Raw genomic sequence first — 18,542 nt, 5'->3', positions numbered from 1 at the left:
TCAGGTGGCCTTGTTGGATGGTCGAGGAAATTTTGTGAAGATGAAATCCACATGCTCGGCTAGATGCGGCGATATGGGATTCCAAAGGGGATCGAGACAGACCTGCATGCCTTCTGTACGGGCAAACTTGAGGACCGGCACGATATCCTCGTCTCCGGTGATGATAACCAGCAGGTCCGCCAACCGCTTGATGGCAATTGTCGCAATGTCCAGGCCTATTTTCATGTCAACGGTTTTTTGCTCGATATGGGGCCTGACGTCGAACTCCGAGAGATCAGCGGAAGTAATTTTTCCCTTCAGCAACAACTTCGTCTTTTCTGGTGTGAGTACCCAGTTGCTGTTTCGCCAAACAGTCCGTCCCAGCCGCAGAGCAAAGTTCGGCGTTTTTTTAAGGGATTCAAGGAGGTTTCTCTGATGTTTGGCGACATCCGTCTGCGCAAAGTCGACATGCTTGCCCGTGACAGGGTGATGCCCTTTCATTTCAAGGGGATTCGTGTCGTAATAAAAGATGCGGTAGAGATAATCGTTTTCGCGAAGGTGCTTCAGACAATACTCTCGGATGCTTGGCCCGTCGTAATGAAACGCTCTCAAGGTGTAGATGCGTTTGCGCATGAACCATCCATCAATCATGAACACGACTTTTCGCATGTCAGGCTCCAGAAAATGAAAAGCCCCTTGGTCGGCCAGCGGAGATAAGGTTCCGCGGCGTCGCAAGGGGCGCTTTTTTCGTGGTGTGTGAAAAGCAGATAACTCCAGCCCATGGGAGTGTCAAGCGACATTTCAAGAAGCGTCTTGTTTAGGATCAATCAGCAGAAAACGCAGGGCCATGAGCACCCGGCGCGGGTATTTGCGGTGCATGGCCATGCCCAGCCAGTAGGCGGCCTCTTCCTTGCCCATGGCCTCAATGCCTTCCGTAACCTGGCGGATATTGGTCCGGCTGCGCATGGGGGCCAGGACCCGGAAGAGGATGCCCAGGTTCAGGGCCAGGTCCTCGTCCAGCTCATGACGTGTTGCCGTACCGTTTGCGGGGCTGATCAGAATACCCGCCTTGGCCAGACGGCGCAGCACACGATGCTCCACCAAGGAAAGATTGCGGCCGGCAAGACCGGCAAGACGCAGAGGGGATTTGATATGTGGCGTAGCAGAAGAGGGAAGCTGCCAGACCTCCAGTTCCAGATTGTCCGGTCCGTGGTTGCGAGCCCGCAACTCGTAGCGCGGCATGCCACCACTCTTCCTGTCAGGAAGTGCGTCAGGATTTGATAGCGTAATAATGCTTGGCAAGGCCGCGCTCATTGATCTCCCTCCGCAACAGCCGTGACGTAGGCAGCCCCGGCCCCGAACCTGGTCAGCCGCTCGGTCAGTTTTTCCGGCTCGTCGCCGCCCATGGTCAGCCCTTCCGGAAAAAGCACGTTAAAGACAATCTTGCCCTGCTTTTCCGATGCGGCCCGAATCTGCTGCTCCAGAAAATCCTTGACCGGCAGGGCGTCCTGGATATGCCCGGAAAACTCAAATCCCATTTCGCTTCCCTCACGGGTGGCGTAGTCGCCGCTGATTTCAACCTTCTTTTCACTTTTTGGGATGGTATTGATCAGCCCCAGCAGTTTGAAGCCGTCCGCCAAATCAAAAAATGAGAGATGCAATGAGGAAATAGCGGCATATTTCCTGGTCCGGGCCGACTCCCAAATCCTGGTCAACGCCTCCTTGAGCACGCCCTCGGCGGAGATGCTTTTCTCCGGTGGAGGTGTTGCTGACCCAGTTCCTTGATCCGTGCCTTTGGTCGCGCCGTTACTGCCGGATGTTTGGCCTGTTCCGGTAATGGCTCCCGTATTGGTTCCGGTTACGCCATCTGAAACGTCGGTTGTCGTGGTGGTCGCCGACTCTGGTTCCGGCCTGGGCCAGATGTTGTGTTCCTTGGCAAACGAGGCCGTGAGCACGAAGGACTGTTCGTTGATCTTGATCTCGGCCCAGGGATCGCCCTGGCCCCAGATCAACTCCCCGCTGCGATAGACGAATTCGCCCTGCTCGATGCCCTGGCGGATGCCTTTGACGAAGACGTCGTCGCCCACCAGAATTGGCAGGGACGGGTCGCGGCGGAATTCGTCACGCAGGGCCGCGGTGCTGATCTGCCCCTTTTTCAGGGGCGTTCTGTCGCGAATGAACTGCGGCGAGTCCGGATTGTCCTCGGACAAGCGCAGCTTCTGGATGTCCCGCAACACACGCAGAACCTGACGTTGTCCATCGCCGGGATTGGCCGAGGCGCTCTGGACCTCGATGGATGAGTGCCCAAGGTCCACATCCGCCCCATCAACTCGATTCCTGGTCGGGTAGAACACATGACGATAGGCCTGCTGGATGGCCACGGCCAGTTCCTGCTCGGACTTGTGATACAACTCCAGGAGCCGATCCTGCTGGTGTTTGGCCAGATCGCTCAGGCGCTCGGGCCGACGCAGGTCCTCCAGGGCCAGACGGCGGATCATTTTGCGTTTCATGTCCTCTTTCCGCCGGGCGTCCACAACGACGAAGACAAGGTTGTTCCGGTTCATGCGCACATCGCCGCTTGATCCCTTTTCTCGATACAACCTGCGAACCAGACCGGGCAAGGCAACCCGTTCCCCGTCCACTTCGTCTGCATCGTAGCTGATCACACCCAGGGTGGGTTTGCCGTCACCGGCATCGTCAGCGATGTCGTTGGGCAGGCTGGGAAACGCCGCGAGCTGAAAGTTGTTTCCGCTGAAAATGCTCCTGATTCGGTCGTTGAGCTGGGCGCGGACCTCGCCGTGATCCACCTGGCGTTCCTGGCGGCGGATCATCTGGGTCAGGTTGGCCTCGGTGAGGAAGCGCAAGGGGACGTTGGGCCGGTCGTCCAGATAGGCCGAGGCCTGCACGAAGCGGCGCAGGGCGTCATCCACGAAACTGACGTCCGTGCCTGGCGAAAGGATGGCGTAACGCAACTCCTCCCGAGAGAGTCCTTTGAGGTTTTCATTGAAGGCCAGGGTGTGAAAAAAGATGGTCCTGGTCACATACGAGCCGTAAGGCGCAAGGCCCTTGTACTGGGCCGAGTCCATTTCCTGGGCTATGGAGGGAGCATCGCCCTCCACCGCGGCCACGTCTGCCTTGAGCGCCGGGACAAAGCTCTTTTGCCCGAGCTTGGTCACGATTTCTTGGCGGATGGGGCTGGAACAGAGGTTGATGTGGTGCAGGTGAACGGCGTAGGCGTCCTGGGGTCGATCAGCCCAGAGGGAGCCCACGGTGCGGGCCAGTAGTCGGAGCATGCCGCGGACTCGCTGGAAATTGCTCAAGGTTGACGTCTTTTCCTTGAGGGTCTGGATCAGTTCGGGATGCAGAGGAAACCCGGCCTTGAACGCCTCCAGGCGAGAATCCTTGGCCCCGAAAGGAGGGAGGTGGTCCCGATGCTCATCCCAAAGTTGACGGTAGCTCTCGATGATCTGGGAGGCCCGGGCATCATCCACCGTGCTGAAAAGCCTGCGCCGGAGTACCTGCACGGTTTCATCTTCTTCCGTGGGGTCGAGCAAAGCCGCCTTGCGCGCGGAAACGCTCTCGACCTCTTCCATCTTTTCGGCGATGAACTGATTTTCCTCGCTGTATGCGTCAATGGCCGTACGGTCCCCCTTGCCAATAGCCAGGGTATACACCAATGCCGCGTTGGGGCTGGACTCCACGGCCTTGAACAGGCCGGTCAAGAATGCGGTCAACTGCCCGCCGGCCCGGACCCGGTCGCCGGCGCTGAGCTTGCGCAGATAGACCGACAGTTCATCGATCAGGATCAAGGTCGGCTGGTTGCCAAACAATTCTTTGATTGTGTCCGCACCAGGAGCCACGCGGTCTTCGTCGCTGCGGCGAATCCGTTCGTATCCCTCCAGGCCCGCAAGACCGTACGCAATTTCGCCCCAAGGCGTGTAGGCGCGCAAGCCATCCCCCAAGGGCCTGCCGTTGGCGGGGTCTGCGTTTTCTCCATCAAAGGCCGCAATGCGCACGGCATGTCGTGGAATCAAGGCAGGGTCAATGAACTCGCTGATATTGGGCACGCCCTGCATGCCTCGCGCTGTATGAGACAGAGCGATCAATCCATGGGTTTTGCCGCCGCCGTAGTTGGTGTCCAGGCGAAGAATGGACGCCGCGGCATGCCCGCTGGCCGTCAACCGCAGGCAGACGTTCCACAAGAGGTTCTTCAGCCCACGAGTGGGATGGGTGTTCGCGAAAAACTTGACTGGGTCAGTGTATTCTTCCGGGGCATCCCCGCGCAGCACCTGGGCCAAGTCAGCCGCAAAATCCGACTCGGAAATTGTTCCCTCCAGCACGTCGCGACGAGGCGTGCAGACGTCAAAAAGCGTGGGCAAAGCCATGCATTGAACTCCTTGAGGTTTGAGACAGACGACATGTCCCCGATATGGAAAAGCTGATCATGGGCCTGACGGTCCAGTTTGTGCGTTAATGGCCGTTTGAAGTGCCGGCCTTTCAAAGTCGATCATGGGGCGTACTTCAACCGTTACGCGATTGCAATATGTTCGTGCAGTGGCTTGATACCGAGAATTAAGCGTCTGCACCCCCATTGTGGCACCGGCTCCTGGTTCGCTTACAGCTCACGTCTGGCCTCCTATTAGAAGGTTCGCCCATGGATACACATTGGCAAATCATTGCATACCTCGGATAAAACAAAGCATGCCCGGTCCTGAAGAGCTCTTCTATAAGGTTCTTTCCGTGCAAAGGCGCTCGTAAGTCGGCGGGTTAAGCTGAGCGTTAATATGCTATAAATAAAAAAAACTAAGCCATCTTTCTTTCACCCTCCTCCTGCTCCCGGCCCCGACCGGGTCATGGCCCGGCAATGTCATTTCCATCCAGGACAGCAGACACCATCACGGTCTTGTCCTAGGACTGCAGCAGGTTCGTATTCGGCTCTACGGCATCGATTGCCCCCGAGGGTGGCCAAGCGTCTTCAATGGCCTCCTGTCCAACAGGCCTGTGGTTGAGATAGACATCAAGGACATCAACCTCTAGGCACGAATGTAACCGTGGTGATCATGCACCACGCAGTCATCCATTTTTTCCATTTCGCCTTCTAGTAATTTTGTCATGCAACCCCCAGCCTAACATACATTATAAAGATTCAAGAAAGGCCTACGTCTTCGACATTGAGGAAGACGCCCTGAACCAGGACCCAGAGAAGGTCTGGCTCTGGGAACATGAGAATATGTCTTCACACTGAATGTGGCCGGCCCGAGAGAGTGGGAAGCTGGGCACGAGGATTTTGTCGAGGCGGTGTGAAGTGAATTGCCTACTTGCTTGTATAGGCTGGTTCTGCACATCAACCATCAATATGACTTGATTGCAATCCTTCATGGCCAGCCTCACGGTCAGCACCGCTCCGCCGTTGATTCGATGTATGTGAAGATCAGTGTTTCGTCCGAGTTCTTCACGGTTTGCCTCGGTTCTGGCTTGGCAAGAAGCCGAGGAATGTCCAGTGAGCGGATACTTGTCAGGTCCGGCCATCGTCAGATTTGGGTTTTTCTGACACCAGTTGCCGCAGGGGTGCTCTAGCTTCAAGGCTGCGACCAGAGCATCCTGTCAGCGCAGGCCTGCCCGCCGGAGATGATCTTGAAGGAGATTTTCGAACGTTCATTTCAGGAACATATTTCTGAAGGCGATGTCCTTAAAAGTTGCAACAGACTGTTTGCTCATATTTTGTCTACCTTCCCGAAGATGCTTTCCACCAACAGCTCCGCAACCGCCTCATCCTTCAATACCTGCATGGCCTCATGCGGCATCAGGTTCAGCATTTCCGCGTACTTCTCTTTCGTCATGCCGGCCTTCTTCCAGGGCCTGGCAGCGGCGTACTGCTTGCGGGTGATGCCGAGGATGGCCCAGGGCTTTTCGGAAGCGAGTATGGATTTTATGTTGGGCATCTGCTGTGGTTATGGGTTCATCTTCTCTGGCCATAATCAGGTCCCGATTATGCCCTTTTTCGCGGAGATAGCCCGCTCCAGCGCCTTCGCCAAACCTTCCATCTTCACCGGCTTGGCCAAGTAATCGTCCATCCCTGCGGCCAGGAACTTCTCCCGGTCCCCGAGCATGGCATAAGCGGTCAGGGCGATGATCGGGATGTTCTTCTTATCACCAAGAGTTGTTGATTCGCGTATGGCCTTGGTCGCCTCAACCCCGTTCATCACCGGCATCTGAATATCCATTAGGATAGCATCAAAGTCCTGAGCCTCGAGCAGATCCAGGGCCTGCCGGCCATCCTCGGCTATGGTCACGACATGTCCAACTTTTTCCAGGAGTTTGCTTGCGAGCAAAGAGTTGGACGGTTCATCTTCGGCCAAGAGGATGCGCAGGCTATGTGAAGCTTGGGGAAACTGCCTTGGTCCTTGCCCGGAAGAAATACTCACACCATCAGGAAGCTTGAAGGGCAGGACCACATACATGGTGGTCCCTTTGTCAACTGTACTGTCTACGGAAATATTCCCATCCATCAGGTCCACAAGGCGTTTGACTAAGGAAAGCCCCAGCCCAGCGCCCTGGTAAGATCGGGTATAGGAGCCGTCCAACTGGACAAATGGCTTGAACAGGGTGTCCAGTTTATCATCCGGAATGCCGATGCCTGAGTCCGAAACGGAGAAAAGGATGCGACATTCTCCCGGCTTTGGGCTGGGCAGAAAGCCCATCTTCATGGTGACGCCGCCACGATCAGTAAACTTTAGGGCATTGCCCACGAGGTTGAAGAGGACTTGCCGAATCCGCGCCATATCGCCGATAAGTTGACTTGGAATGAGCGGATCCAGCAAACAATCCAGCAGGATGCCTTTTTCACGTGCCGCCACCGAAAAGAGATCGGCAACGGAGTCGTGAAGATCCTGCGGGTTGAATTGCTCTGTGCGGATTTCCAATTTCCCTGATTCGATACGTGAGATGTCCAGAATGTCCGTAAGCAGCCTGGTAAAGCGGTCCGCTGATTTTATGGCTATGGCTGTGTATTCCGTTTGCTCCTCATCCAGCGTTGTTGTTTCCAGCAGTTGCATCATGCCCATGATTCCGTTGAAGGGAGTGCGAAGTTCATGGCTCATGTTGGCCAAGAATTGACTCTTGGCCATATTAGCGGCTTCAGCCTGCTCCTTGGCTCGCAGCAGAGCCTCCTCGGCCTGCTTGCGATCGGTGATGTCAATGTGACACCCAATCATCCTCTTTGCATTTCCATCATCATCCCACTCAACCACTTTGCCTGTGCATATAACCCATACGGTGGAACCGTTTTTGTGATGGTAACGGACCTCATTGTAAAATGGCACTCTCCCTTTACTTTTTACATGCGAGTTAAATTTTTCAAAAACCCCCGGCAAATCTTCGGCAAATATCAATTTCTGCCAGGATTCAGCTTTGTTCTCAATCTCATTATCTTCATAGCCAAACATTTTTTTAAAATTCAGACTCAAATATTCATCACCAGTAGGAATATTCCAATCCCAATATCCTGCCAGAGACTGCTCAAGAATTAGTTCATAAGTTTGTCGCTGAGCTTTTAAAGCTTCCTCAGCACGTTTTCGTTCAGAGATATCCCTGCAGATAGTAATTACACCGAGTATCTTCCCATCGTTGTCCCGATAGGGCGTTTTCAAAGTATCGAGCTGGATTTGGCTGCCATCCGGATAGTTTACCTTCCACTCCTTGCTGTGTAGCTGTTTTTCAAATTCAAGCACGTGTCTGTCATCATTCCTGAAACGGTCCGCCTCTTCCTTGGAATACAGATCATAGTCTGTTTTTCCCACAATATCTTTCTTACAAAGTCCGATGTATCGGGAAAATTCGGTATTGCACCCAAGGTAAATTCCTTGGGTGTCCTTGATAAAGATGATATCTGGGATAGAATCCAGTAGCGAGATGAGCAGGGCGGTCTGACGCTTTATCTCCGTCTCGTTCCTCTTTCGTTCTGTAATGTCCTGGGCAATTTCAATCGCCCCGATTATTTCACCTTCGGCATTTCTGACTGGGGCGGCAGTAATTGCCCAAGCTCCCTGTTTATCTGGCCAATTTTCTTGGTTTTCCGGAGTCAGTTCACCTTTTTGTGGTACGCCTGTCTCGATGGCCAAGGTAACCGGACATTCTCTGCATTCTTCTTCTAATCCCCAGGTCTCGTAGCATTTCCTTCTTTTGACGCTTTCTAAGTCAGGCAACATACCGGAATTTTTAGAAATGCAACGTAGGTATACATTGTTGGCCCAAACAAGGCGTCGTTCAGTGTCATGGTAGGCAATGATTTCATTTGCATTCTCCAGGATCAACGATTTTTCGTAATCCGAATTCCGAAGCGTTTTCTCGGCCAACTTGCGCTCCGTGATGTCTGTGACAAATCCTTGATAATGAGAGACATGGCCATCTTGATTCCATATTGCCCTAACGTTTCGTAATACCCAGAACTCGGTCCCGTCCCTCCGGCGAAACCTACATTTATGGTTGACCACCTCTCCGTGTTTTTCCAGAAGGTTTTTGAACTCATTCCTGTCCGCGGGATCAGCATATACTTGAGCTGCAATGTCCTTAACGGATGCAATCATCTCCATAGACGATGTATAACCATGCATTTTGGCCAAAGCAGGATTGACAGCAACGTATCGACCATCCGGCGTGGACGTGAAGATACCGATGGGTGCGTTCATCAGGATATCTTGGGCGTCAGGAAAGCCTGTTTGCGTAAACTCATTATCAGGTTGTTGCTTCAGATCCATGCAGGACTCCTAGAGCTGTGCCTTAGAACGGGGTGCGGTTTGTTTCAAGCCAGATGGGTAAAAAGCGCCTAACTGCACAACATTAACGTCTACAAGCATACGGACTAATCATTATGGGTTAAATTCTTTTCCTTTCCCTCATCTTTAGCAACAAGGTCAAGCACAAGTTTCAACCTCAGCCCTTAGCCGGAGAAGCCTGCAAACTTTAAGGGCTTCTCCGGCACACTCATCCTGCTACGCTGCCTTCCGGAAGTTCTCCAGCGCCGCGAAGTAATCAATCAACTGCTTCAACCACTGGTGTCCCAACGTTGCCAACGGAAAGGGGTATAATATGTTGAAATTAATGAGTTAAAAGGCCTTGCCCGCTTGTAACGACTTGAAAGGCTTTCGGAAACTCGACATTTTTATTCGTGGAAATAATGTAAAGGGAACACAAAATTGAAGCTTCTCTCTACACAATTCTACAGTTTTTGAGCGTAAACAACTTTGAACGAGTTCCATTATTACAGGTGGTTGTATGTTCTGAATACGAAAGCGAACAGGCCCCCGAACAGCAAGTAGTTATGTTTATTTGATTAATTGTTGGGACACTAGTGTGCTTCAACATCTTCGCATCACGCTTGCACCGGCTCATTGTTATGAATTGTTCACTGATCTCGCCGAGTGTCAAATCCTTAGAGCCGTGACCATACTTCTTGACCAGATACATTACGTACAGCTCAACCTGATCCCCGACACCCAGGGGCAAATACCCCGGATGTCAAAGGACAAAAAAAAAAGAGGTCGGACAAACTGTCCGACCTCGTCTTTGATTTTATTGACCTTTTGTTCTGAGCCGGTCTTGCTCGGATTGTCTTCTGGTGCCGAAGGGGGGACTCGAACCCCCACGAGGTTTCCCTCACCACCCCCTCAAGATGGCGTGTCTACCAATTCCACCACTTCGGCTTTTTGGCTTGCAGGTCTATTCAGACTCCGTCGGTGCTTGAGGAGGCGCGATGGAGTCAGCGGGTTCGCGGGGAGTCAGGATCTGTTGTTCGATGGTCCCCGGAGCGGAAGGAACTTGCAGCATGTCGCCGGGAATGTCAAGGATGATCGATTCTTCGGCTGTTCGCTGGCCGCTCATGTAGGTGAAGCTCAGCGAGGTGATCAGGAAGACGCTGGCAACGCTGATGGTCAACTTTTTGAGCAGACCGCCGGCGCCTCCGCCTCCGAAGACCGAACTGCTTCCGCCGCCGAAGATGACGCCCATGCCTTCCTTGCCGGACTGCAGTAGGATCAGGACGACAAGGGAAATGCACGCGAGAATGTGAATGGTGATGATCAGGGTACTCAAAATTAAAACTCCTTAAATATCATCCAGCCGTGGCGATGGCTGTGAAGCTTTCAACCTGCAAACTCGCACCACCTACCAGCACCCCGTTCACATTGTCAAGGCCGAGTATCGCGGCGGCATTGTCCGCTTTCACGCTGCCGCCGTAAAGGATGCGTATGGCATTGCCGCTATGGGGAAAATATTCTTCCAGCGTTTTTCGGACAATGGCATGGGCCGAAAGGATGTCCTCAGGTTCGGCCGTTTCTCCGGTGCCGATGGCCCAGACCGGCTCATAGGCAACCGTGAGTTGCTCTGGAGTGACGGTTTCCTTGTCCACCTGGGCCAGCCCGAGACGCAGTTGTCCCTTGAGCACGTTTTCCATGCTGCCGTGGGTGCGCTGGTCCAGGGTTTCGCCGATGCACAGGATCATGTGCAGGCCGGACTGCAGGCCGAAGGCGACCTTCTGGGCAATGAACCTGTCGGATTCCTTGATGACATGGCGGCGTTCGGAGTGTCCGGCCAGGGCATGGGTGCATCCGGCGTCGGTCAGCATGGAAGGGGCGATTTCGCCGGTATAGGCGCCTTGCTCGGAAGGATAGAAATTCTGCGCTCCAAGGTACATGCGTTCCCGGCCATGCAGTGTCTCAGACACGGCCTTGAGTGCCGTGAAGGGCGGCAGGAGCAGAAGTTCGCGCTCCGGGGGCAGGGCGTCTTCGAGTCCGGCAACCAGGCCGGCAGCCAGTTCAACGGCCTGTTCCTCGGTTTTGTACATTTTCCAGTTGCCGGCAATCAAGGTTCTTGGCTGACTGCTCATTACTTGCACTCCTTAAGGGCTTTGAAGGCGGGGAGATCCTTGCCTTCCATGAATTCAAGAAACGCGCCTCCGCCCGTTGAGATGAAGCTGATCTTGTCCGCCATTCCGGATGCGTGCAGCATGGCGTCCGTATCGCCGCCGCCCACAATGCTGACCTGGGCGGATTCGGCCACGATTTTCGCCATGTGCATGGAACCGGCGGCAAAGGCCGGGTTTTCGAAGGCGCCCATGGGACCGTTCCAAACGACGGTTCCCGCCTTGTCCAGGACTTCCGTGAACAGGGCCTGGGTGGCCGGGCCGATGTCCAGAACCATCTGGCCTTCGGGAATTTCCTGGAATCCGCAGGTGCCTTCGGCCTGTTCGGATTTCGGATCGGCGGCATGGATGAAGTCCACGGGCAGGTGCAGGTCCACGCCGCGCTCCTTGGCTTTGGCCAGAATATCCCGGGCCGTGTCCAGATATTCGTTTTCCACCAGGGAGGCGCCGACGGGATAACCCTGGGCCTTGATGAAGGTGTTGGCCATGGCCCCGCCGATGATCATGCGATCCACCTTGTCCAGGAGATTGTTCAGGATGCCGATCTTGCCGGAAACCTTGGCCCCACCGGATACGGCGACGAAGGGCCGCTTGGGGGCGGCCAGGGCCTGGCCCAGGTACTCCCATTCCTTCTGCATCAGCAGTCCGGCGCAGCAATACGGAATGGATTTGGTGATTCCGGAATTGGAAGCATGGGCCCGGTGCGCGGTGCCAAAGGCGTCGTTGACGTAGATTTCAGCCAATTTGGCCAACTGGGAGCTGAATTCCGGATCGTTCTTGGTTTCACCGGCATGAAAGCGCAAATTTTCGAGCAACAGGATCTGACCCGGCTGAAGGGCCTGCGCCATGGATTCCACTTCCTGCCCGACACAGTCATTGGCCATGGCCACATCCTGGTTAAGCAGTTCGGAGAGTCGCTGGGCAATGGGCCGTAGACTCAGTTCCGGATCGGCTCCCCCCTTGGGCCGGCCCATATGGGAGCACAGCACCAGGGAGGCCCCCTGGTCCAGGGCCAGCTTCAGCGTGGGCAGACTGGCCTTGATGCGGCTGTCTTCCTGGATTACCCCCTGGTCCATGGGCACATTGTAATCCACCCTGATCAGGAGCCGTTTCCCCTTGACGTCCATGTCCTTTAAAAAACGTATGCTCATGATATTCCTCCTCTGTCTGTTGCGTTCATTGGCGCCGGGGTCGACCCCGGCGAGCAGCGCATGAGTATTGCGTCTCTGGCGCCGGTAGGAAGGCGGTAGTATGCCCGCCTTCGTCCTGATTGGCAAAATCCGTATAATTCGTAGAGGCCCAAAGCCGCGGTGTTGGCTTCGTCAACCTCGAGGAAACAGGTCTGGACACTGCCGGCGCGGGCGTGTTCCAGCGCTGCTCCGACAAGGGCCTTGCCCAGCCCCCGCCTCCTGTGGTCAGGATGAACGGCAATGTTCAGGATTTCCATTTCCGGCGGCAGGACCACAAGACTGATATAGCCGGCCAGAATGCCCTCGTCGCGCACACCGAACAAGCACCCCGATTCCGAATTGAATCCGGATCGGATCTGCTGCAGGGTCCAGGGAGTGCTGAAGCAAAGGGCTTCCAGGTCGGCCACCTCGGGCAGGTCCTCGTGGGTCAGACGGATGACGCGCATGAGGTTTGGTCATCCTTTGCCGTCAGGGACATTGCCTCCAAATGCGGCCAGGGCTTCCGCCACTTTGGCATGGATCAGGATGTTGCCCGCCAGAATGGAGGGAGCATGCAGGTCAAAGGGGGATTGGTCGATCCGACTGACCAGTCCTCCGGCTTCGTGGACCAGCAGCCAGCCCGCGGCCACGTCCCAGGGCTTCAGGTCGAGCTCGTAAAAGGCGTCGAAGCGGCCGCAGGCCGTGTACGCCAGGTCGCAGGCCGCGGAACCGGCTCGCCGGACACCCCGGGTCGAGGCCAGCATGATTTCCATCCAGGCCAAAATCTGCTCCATCCGTTCCCGGACGGTGTAGGGAAATCCCGTGGCCACCAGGGCGTTTTCCAGCTCCCCGGTGTCGGAGACATGGGCCGGAACGCCGTTGACGAATGCACCGTGACCGCGCACGGCATGGAATAGTTCATCGAGCACGGGCATGTGCACCAGCCCGAGCTGCACCTGGCCCTGGTCCCACAGGGCCACGGAGATGGCCACGAAAGGAATGCCGTGGGCGAAATTGGTGGTTCCGTCAACGGGATCGATGACCCAGGTCGGTCCTGTGGGAGCGCGTTGCAAATCATCGGCCTCGGCTGATTCCTCGGCAAGAAAGCCCGCGCCGGGTAAAAGCGCTTTCAGGCGTTCCTTGAGCAGCTTCTCCAGGGCAATGTCCGCACTGGTCACTAGGTCGATGCGCCCCTTGTGGCGAATCTCCCGCGGCTCGTGCCAGAACCGCATGAGCAGGTCGCCGGCTTCACGAACGATGCGTTCCGCATCGGGCAAGAGGGATGTGTAGTTGGTCATATGCATAAGGTATGCTCAATTGACACCAAAGCCAAGACGTTGAACAGTAAAGCTGTAACTACTCAGTAACACCTGACAATAAAACAACACGTAAACACCTGGCCCCCGGCCTGCACCGGGATGACGACCCGGAAAACTCGCAACGCGGCACTCCATTCCGTCATGCCGGTGCAGGCCGGTATTCAGCAATTACTGTAACTGCTCAAAAAAAACTGTGACAATCAACGGGTTGAATCCTGGGAGCGCCGCACCCCAGTGCGGCAACGGAGTGACGCACTCAGGAGAAAGTCCCGGCTGGAGCATGGCCCCAGTAGCTAGGTCACGAAACTCCGCACCGGCGGGAATCCTTGCACAGCAAGATCATCGCCCAACCTTTTTGAGCAGTTACCAATTACTTGATCAGATGTTTCATTGTGGCAACTGGCGGCTTTGATTCGAGATGTTCAAGGCTGTACGAGATCGGGAGGCATGTATTGGGACGAAAAATTCGCGCGGATCAGGCGCTGGTGGAGCAGGGGCTGGTGGAAAGCCGGGAAAAGGCCGAGCGTCTGATCATGGCCGGCAGGGTCAGCTGCGTCGTTGACGGTTCGCCGCGGCCGGTGGCCAAGCCTGGCCAGGGTGTCGCGCCGGATACGGAGCTGCGCGTCGCGGCGGGGGAGCGGTTCGTCAGCCGGGGCGGCGAGAAGCTGCTCACGGCCCTGGAGCATTTCGCCGTGACGGTCCAGGGCCGCATTGCGCTGGATGTGGGAGCCTCCACTGGAGGATTCACCGATTGCCTGCTGCAGCACGGCGCGCTCAGGGTCTACGCCGTGGATGTGGGCAAAGGGCAGCTGGACTGGAAACTGCGCCAGGACTCCAGAGTGGTCAACCTGGAAGGTGTGAACTTCCGCCACGCCGGCCCGGATCTGCTGCCCGAACCCGTGGACGTCATCACCGCGGACTGTTCGTTCATCTCCCTGCGCCTGATCCTGCCCTCCTGCCTGCGGTTTTGTAAAAACACCACGGACATCATAGCCCTGATCAAGCCGCAGTTCGAAGCCGATCCCGGGGCAGGGGAGAGGGGCGTGATCCGGGATCCGCTGCTGCGTCAGCAGATACTGGAAGATATCGCCATCTTTGCCCGTGACGAGCTGGGGCTGGTCTGCCATGGAACCGTCCCCTCAAAGATCCTGGGGCCCAAGGGCAACCAGGAGTATTTGGCCTGGTTCCGTGCGGCGGATGGCAAGTCATTCCCGTGAAGGCGGGAATCCAGGTCATGCTTGCCACATTGAAAAAAAAGTTGGCTTGGCCCGCAACCCAGTTGTCAGATGTCTGGATTTTCCTGACAACTGACAGCAAGTAGCTGACAACATTTATTTTTGTAACTACTCAGCAGAGTCAGAAAAAAGATCTGGATCCCGGCTTTCGTCGGTATGACTACATGGAAACGGCTTGCTCCGATTCGTCATTCCGGCGAAAGCCGGAATCCAGTGCTGGGGAAATGGTCATGCACCGTATGTGCTGAATAGTTACTTCTGTTCAAGTATCCGTCGATGCGGAGTTTTGTGTCCAAGCTACGGGGGCCATATTCCAGCCGGAACTTTGTCCCGAGTGCGTTACACTGTTGCCGCACTGGGGTGCGGCGCTCCCAGGGTTTATCCTGTTGATTGCCACAAGATTTGAGCAGTTACGAGCTGAGTGGTTGCTTATTTTGTATCTATTCAGCAAATCCGCGAAAAAGATCTGGATACCGGCGTTCGCCGGTATGACTGTATAGATGCAGCTTGCCACGATAAGTTATTCCGGCGAAAGCCGGAATCCAGTGCAGGTGAATGACCACCCTCCGGATGAACTGAATAGCTACCTTTTTTTGACAGCTTGAAGCAGCAAGTCACAATTTTTTGCCTGATTGCTCGTCTTTTTCCTGCAGCAAATATCTGAGTTGCGCGACGGAGCGGCCGGTGCGGCGAGCGAGTTTTTGCAGCGCATCGAATTCCGGGCGAGCATAAGTTTGCTCGTTCAACTGCGCCTGTTTCATTTCGAGCATTCCCAGCGACGTATCGCGGGCAATATCCTGCCTTGGCAAGATGACGCGTTCAATGTGTTGACGGCGAATCCCCAGGCTCAGGGTGTGCCGGAAAAACGCTTCCTGTACCGTGGGCAGGTGTTTTGGAGCGCACAGAACCTGAATCTGGCCTCCGGGTCTGTTCTTTTTCATGACGCCGGGGAGAAAGAGGACGTCCAGGGCGCCTTCCTGGAACAACGCATCAAAACAACTGCCGAGTTCCTCCCCGGTCAGGTGGTCGATATTGGTCGTCAGCAGGACTACTTCATCGACGATCTCTTCGGCGGACCGTGCAGGGAGGGATGTGGTTTCCTCAAAAAGGAAGCAGCGCAGGGCATTTGGCTGGTCGGCCAGTTCCATGGTTCCGAGGCCGACTCCGCACTTGAGAAGATGTCCCTTGGGACCTGACGTGAAGTCCTGGACAAGGCAATCCAGAAGCAATGCGCCGGTGGGAGTGATCAGTTCAACCCGGTGATTCGTGGCGTAGACGGGTTTGCCTTGCAGCAGTTCCGCCACGGCGGGCGCGGGCAGGGGAAGCATGCCGTGGGCGCAGTGAACTTGTCCTTGAAACCAGGGAAGTTTTCCCGCGCGGACTTTTTTGATCTCAAGTTGCTCCAGCCCCCAAAAGACTCCCACCACGTCGACAATGGTGTCCACGGCGCCGACTTCGTGAAAATGAATGGTTGCCGGATCAACGCCGTGAACTTTGGCTTCGATGAAGGCCAAGCGATGGAAAGCCAGTCTGCTTTGTTCCAGCACATCCAACGATAGCGGCAGACGTTCCAGAATGGATACGATATCCTTCAGGTGCCGCAGTGGGGGGGGCGTCGCGGAGGCAGGGGCAATTTCAAGACGTTTGCCGGCGAGTCCGCACCGGACATCGTCAATCGCGGAGAGAGTGACGTCCATGCCGGACTGTTGAAAGATTCCGGCAAGCAGCTCCGCATCCAGTCCCAGATCAATCAGCGCGCCCAGGAACATGTCCCCGCTGATCCCGCTTGTGCAGTCCAAATACAAAGATTTCATAGTTTCCTTTCCGGCTGATAATTGATATCTCTTGCGTTTCTGTAACTACTCAGCTCATCCGAGAAAATCGGAATGGATACCGGCCTTCGCCGGTATGACTTAACTTGGAAAGAACGTGGTATGATACGTCATTCCGGCGAAAGCCGGAATCCAGCTCTGGCGAGTGACCACAGAGTATGTGCTGAGTAGTTACCCGTTTCTTGTGGTTAACCCGGCAATTCTCACTTATAAGGAGGAATCATCAATGCTTATCAGCGACTGGATGACCAGGGATGTCATTTCCGTGGAACATGATATTTCCATGATGAAGGTTTCCAAAATCATGAAGGAAAAACGCATCCGCAGACTTCCCGTCGTGGATGCCGGAGCAAAATTGCTGGGCATCGTCACGGACAGGGATATCAAGGAAGCATCTCCATCCAAGGCCACAACCCTCGACATCCATGAATTGTATTATCTTCTTTCCGAGATCAAGGTCAAAGACATCATGACCACGAAACCGTTCACCGTTTCGCCCAACGATACGATTGAGCGAGCCGCTCTGGTGATGATGGAAAAACGGGTCGGTGGTTTGCCAGTGGTCGACGAGCAGGGAAAGGTTGTCGGGATTATCACGGAAAGCGACATCTTCAAGGTGCTGATTGCCATCACCGGAGCGCAGTTCGGCGGCGTGCTGCTGACTTTCAAGCTGCCGAATACCGAAGGGAGCCTGAAGGAAGTCCTGGAAGTGTTGCGCCACGAACAGACCAGGATCATCAGCATTCTCACTTCCTATGGCCAGCAGGAGGAAGAAGGCTACAGGCAGGTCTATGTGCGGATTCAGGATTTGGAAAAAAATGCTCTGGAAGCTCTCATGGAAAAGCTCAAGGGCAGATTCAACGTGCTGTATTGGGTGCGGGAGAATCTGCACCGGTAGGGAAATGGAGTTGAGCGCAGCGGCGGTTCATTCAGGTTCAGGATGAAAAGCCCTTGAGCTGTTGCACCGCAGAAAAGGGCAAAATGAAATTGCTTCCTGGGTTGAATGGTTGACCTGCCCTGTCGGTGACTCCCTTTTTACATACAGGATTAACGGCGGTTCCACGGACAAGCCTGGTTTTCCTTCTCTCCTGGCTTCGAGCAGCAGAAGGGATGCAGGCTTGTCGTCATATGGGTGGACCAGGCGCAGCCGTTTCGGTTCAAGCCGATGTGCGTCGAGAATCTTCAATACCCGGTTGGCGTGTTCCGGCAGGTGGATCATGCATAAACGGCCCTTCGTCTTCAAAATTCTGGATGATCCGCGGATAAAGTCCTCAAGTCCGGCTTCCGCTTCGAATCTGGCCAGGCGTTTGGCCGGAGCCGTGGGCGTTCTTCCGTGGCCAAGGAGACGATATGGTGGATTGCAGAGGATGAGATCGCAGGAGCCGGGCTGGAATTGCGGGAGGTCGGCGATGTTCCGGACATCACCATGCACCGGCGTGAACCGATCCGTAAAGCCAAGGTTGTGCGCATTCACTTCAGCAGCGGCGACCATCTCCGGATTGATGTCCAGTCCGGTGATTTGAAAATCATGATCCGGATAGATCAGCAGAAGCCCAAGGCTGATCACGCCGCACCCGGTTCCGAGGTCCGCAACCCTTTCCGGCAGTTGTTTTGCAGCGAAACAGGCGAGCAGGAGGGCGTCCACGGAAAATCGGAACCCATTCTCCGGCTGCCTCAACCCCCGCGGGTACAGTTTCCGGTACTCTGCCGTCGATATTTCGCTAATCATATACGTAGCTGCTTAGCCCATGACCAGGCAGGGCAAATTTGTTCTCTGAAATGTTATAATCACAGAACGGTTGGTGCATGAAGGGGGCAAGGCGTGTCTCCAGGATGGGCCGGCATCAGTCGAAATCGAAATCGAAATCGGAATCGGAATTGAAATAGATTTTGGAAAGCTATCAGCAATCGATTTCGATTCCGATTTCGGATAGCGCCCGAGGATTGAGGTTAAATCTGCCCGGGCACAGTATAGTAATCACTTGGCCCCGGAACATAAAGTGGCTACAGTTAAGAAGCTGGTGGTCCTCTCCGAAGTCGGCAGACCTCCGACAGGTTTCGGGAGATGAGGCGATTACCATAAGGAGAGC

Annotated in this window: 15 protein-coding genes and 1 tRNA gene; 2 read left to right on the top strand and 14 right to left on the bottom strand. The window is 55.1% G+C overall.

Going from position 1 to position 18,542, the window contains the following annotated elements; all coding sequences use genetic code 11:
• The 12 genes from ACYQ15_RS06755 to ACYQ15_RS06700 all read right to left on the bottom strand — a co-directional run bounded on the left by ACYQ15_RS06755 (window position 1) and on the right by ACYQ15_RS06700 (window position 13,370).
• Complete coding sequence (locus tag ACYQ15_RS06755) at window positions 1-648, bottom strand: NYN domain-containing protein (protein WP_459936762.1); 648 nt, start codon at window positions 646-648, stop codon at window positions 1-3.
• A gap of 132 nt (window positions 649-780) precedes the next feature.
• The gene (locus ACYQ15_RS06750) at window positions 781-1,221 is read right to left on the bottom strand and encodes a DUF7680 family protein (RefSeq protein WP_459936761.1); all 441 of its coding nucleotides are present in this window, start codon (window positions 1,219-1,221) and stop codon (window positions 781-783) included.
• A gap of 68 nt (window positions 1,222-1,289) precedes the next feature.
• On the bottom strand, window positions 1,290-4,364 hold the full coding sequence (locus ACYQ15_RS06745) for an ATP-binding protein (protein WP_459936760.1): 3,075 nt from the start codon (window positions 4,362-4,364) through the stop codon (window positions 1,290-1,292).
• Between the two features lie 772 nt (window positions 4,365-5,136).
• Window positions 5,137-5,574 carry a YpsA SLOG family protein gene (locus ACYQ15_RS06740; RefSeq protein WP_459939552.1) on the bottom strand — a complete coding sequence of 146 codons (438 nt, stop codon included), beginning with the start codon at window positions 5,572-5,574 and terminating at the stop codon, window positions 5,137-5,139.
• 119 nt (window positions 5,575-5,693) lie between these two features.
• A complete protein-coding gene (locus ACYQ15_RS06735; protein WP_459936759.1) occupies window positions 5,694-5,921 on the bottom strand; it encodes a hypothetical protein in 228 nt (75 codons plus the stop codon).
• Between the two features lie 36 nt (window positions 5,922-5,957).
• Window positions 5,958-8,735, bottom strand: a complete 2,778-nt coding sequence (locus ACYQ15_RS06730; RefSeq protein ID WP_459936758.1) for a PAS domain S-box protein — start codon at window positions 8,733-8,735, stop codon at window positions 5,958-5,960.
• A gap of 858 nt (window positions 8,736-9,593) precedes the next feature.
• Window positions 9,594-9,680: transfer RNA gene (locus tag ACYQ15_RS06725), tRNA-Leu, on the bottom strand.
• 16 nt (window positions 9,681-9,696) lie between these two features.
• The gene (gene secG / locus ACYQ15_RS06720) at window positions 9,697-10,068 is read right to left on the bottom strand and encodes a preprotein translocase subunit SecG (RefSeq protein WP_459936757.1); all 372 of its coding nucleotides are present in this window, start codon (window positions 10,066-10,068) and stop codon (window positions 9,697-9,699) included.
• A 19-nt stretch (window positions 10,069-10,087) separates the two neighbouring features.
• On the bottom strand, window positions 10,088-10,861 hold the full coding sequence (gene tpiA / locus ACYQ15_RS06715; protein ID WP_459936756.1) for a triose-phosphate isomerase: 774 nt from the start codon (window positions 10,859-10,861) through the stop codon (window positions 10,088-10,090).
• A complete protein-coding gene (locus tag ACYQ15_RS06710; RefSeq protein ID WP_459936755.1) occupies window positions 10,861-12,048 on the bottom strand; it encodes a phosphoglycerate kinase in 1,188 nt (395 codons plus the stop codon). The genes tpiA and ACYQ15_RS06710 overlap by 1 nt, the downstream gene beginning before the upstream one ends.
• Window positions 12,045-12,533, bottom strand: coding sequence for a ribosomal protein S18-alanine N-acetyltransferase (gene rimI / locus ACYQ15_RS06705; RefSeq protein ID WP_459936754.1), 489 nt, complete (start codon window positions 12,531-12,533; stop codon window positions 12,045-12,047). The genes ACYQ15_RS06710 and rimI overlap by 4 nt, the downstream gene beginning before the upstream one ends.
• Window positions 12,534-12,542: 9 nt before the next feature.
• The gene (locus ACYQ15_RS06700) at window positions 12,543-13,370 is read right to left on the bottom strand and encodes an inositol monophosphatase family protein (protein WP_459936753.1); all 828 of its coding nucleotides are present in this window, start codon (window positions 13,368-13,370) and stop codon (window positions 12,543-12,545) included.
• A 467-nt stretch (window positions 13,371-13,837) separates the two neighbouring features.
• On the opposite strand from ACYQ15_RS06700, the gene ACYQ15_RS06695 reads away from it, so the two are divergent.
• Window positions 13,838-14,602: a TlyA family RNA methyltransferase gene (locus ACYQ15_RS06695; protein WP_459936752.1), complete on the top strand. Its 765-nt coding sequence runs from the start codon at window positions 13,838-13,840 to the stop codon at window positions 14,600-14,602.
• A 632-nt stretch (window positions 14,603-15,234) separates the two neighbouring features.
• Here the strand turns inward: ACYQ15_RS06695 and larC are convergent.
• Entirely contained in the window at window positions 15,235-16,434 is a 1,200-nt protein-coding gene (larC, locus tag ACYQ15_RS06690; protein WP_459936751.1) for a nickel pincer cofactor biosynthesis protein LarC, read from the bottom strand.
• A gap of 244 nt (window positions 16,435-16,678) precedes the next feature.
• Between larC and ACYQ15_RS06685 the strand changes: the two genes are divergently transcribed.
• Complete coding sequence (locus tag ACYQ15_RS06685) at window positions 16,679-17,350, top strand: CBS and ACT domain-containing protein (protein WP_459936750.1); 672 nt, start codon at window positions 16,679-16,681, stop codon at window positions 17,348-17,350.
• Between the two features lie 27 nt (window positions 17,351-17,377).
• On the opposite strand, the gene ACYQ15_RS06680 is transcribed toward ACYQ15_RS06685, so the two are convergent.
• Window positions 17,378-18,181: a tRNA1(Val) (adenine(37)-N6)-methyltransferase gene (locus tag ACYQ15_RS06680; RefSeq protein ID WP_459936749.1), complete on the bottom strand. Its 804-nt coding sequence runs from the start codon at window positions 18,179-18,181 to the stop codon at window positions 17,378-17,380.
• Between the last annotated feature and the right edge of the window lie 361 nt (window positions 18,182-18,542).

The organism is Desulfonatronum parangueonense (genome assembly GCF_054656975.1).
This window is presented reverse-complemented; position numbering and strand designations above follow the sequence as displayed.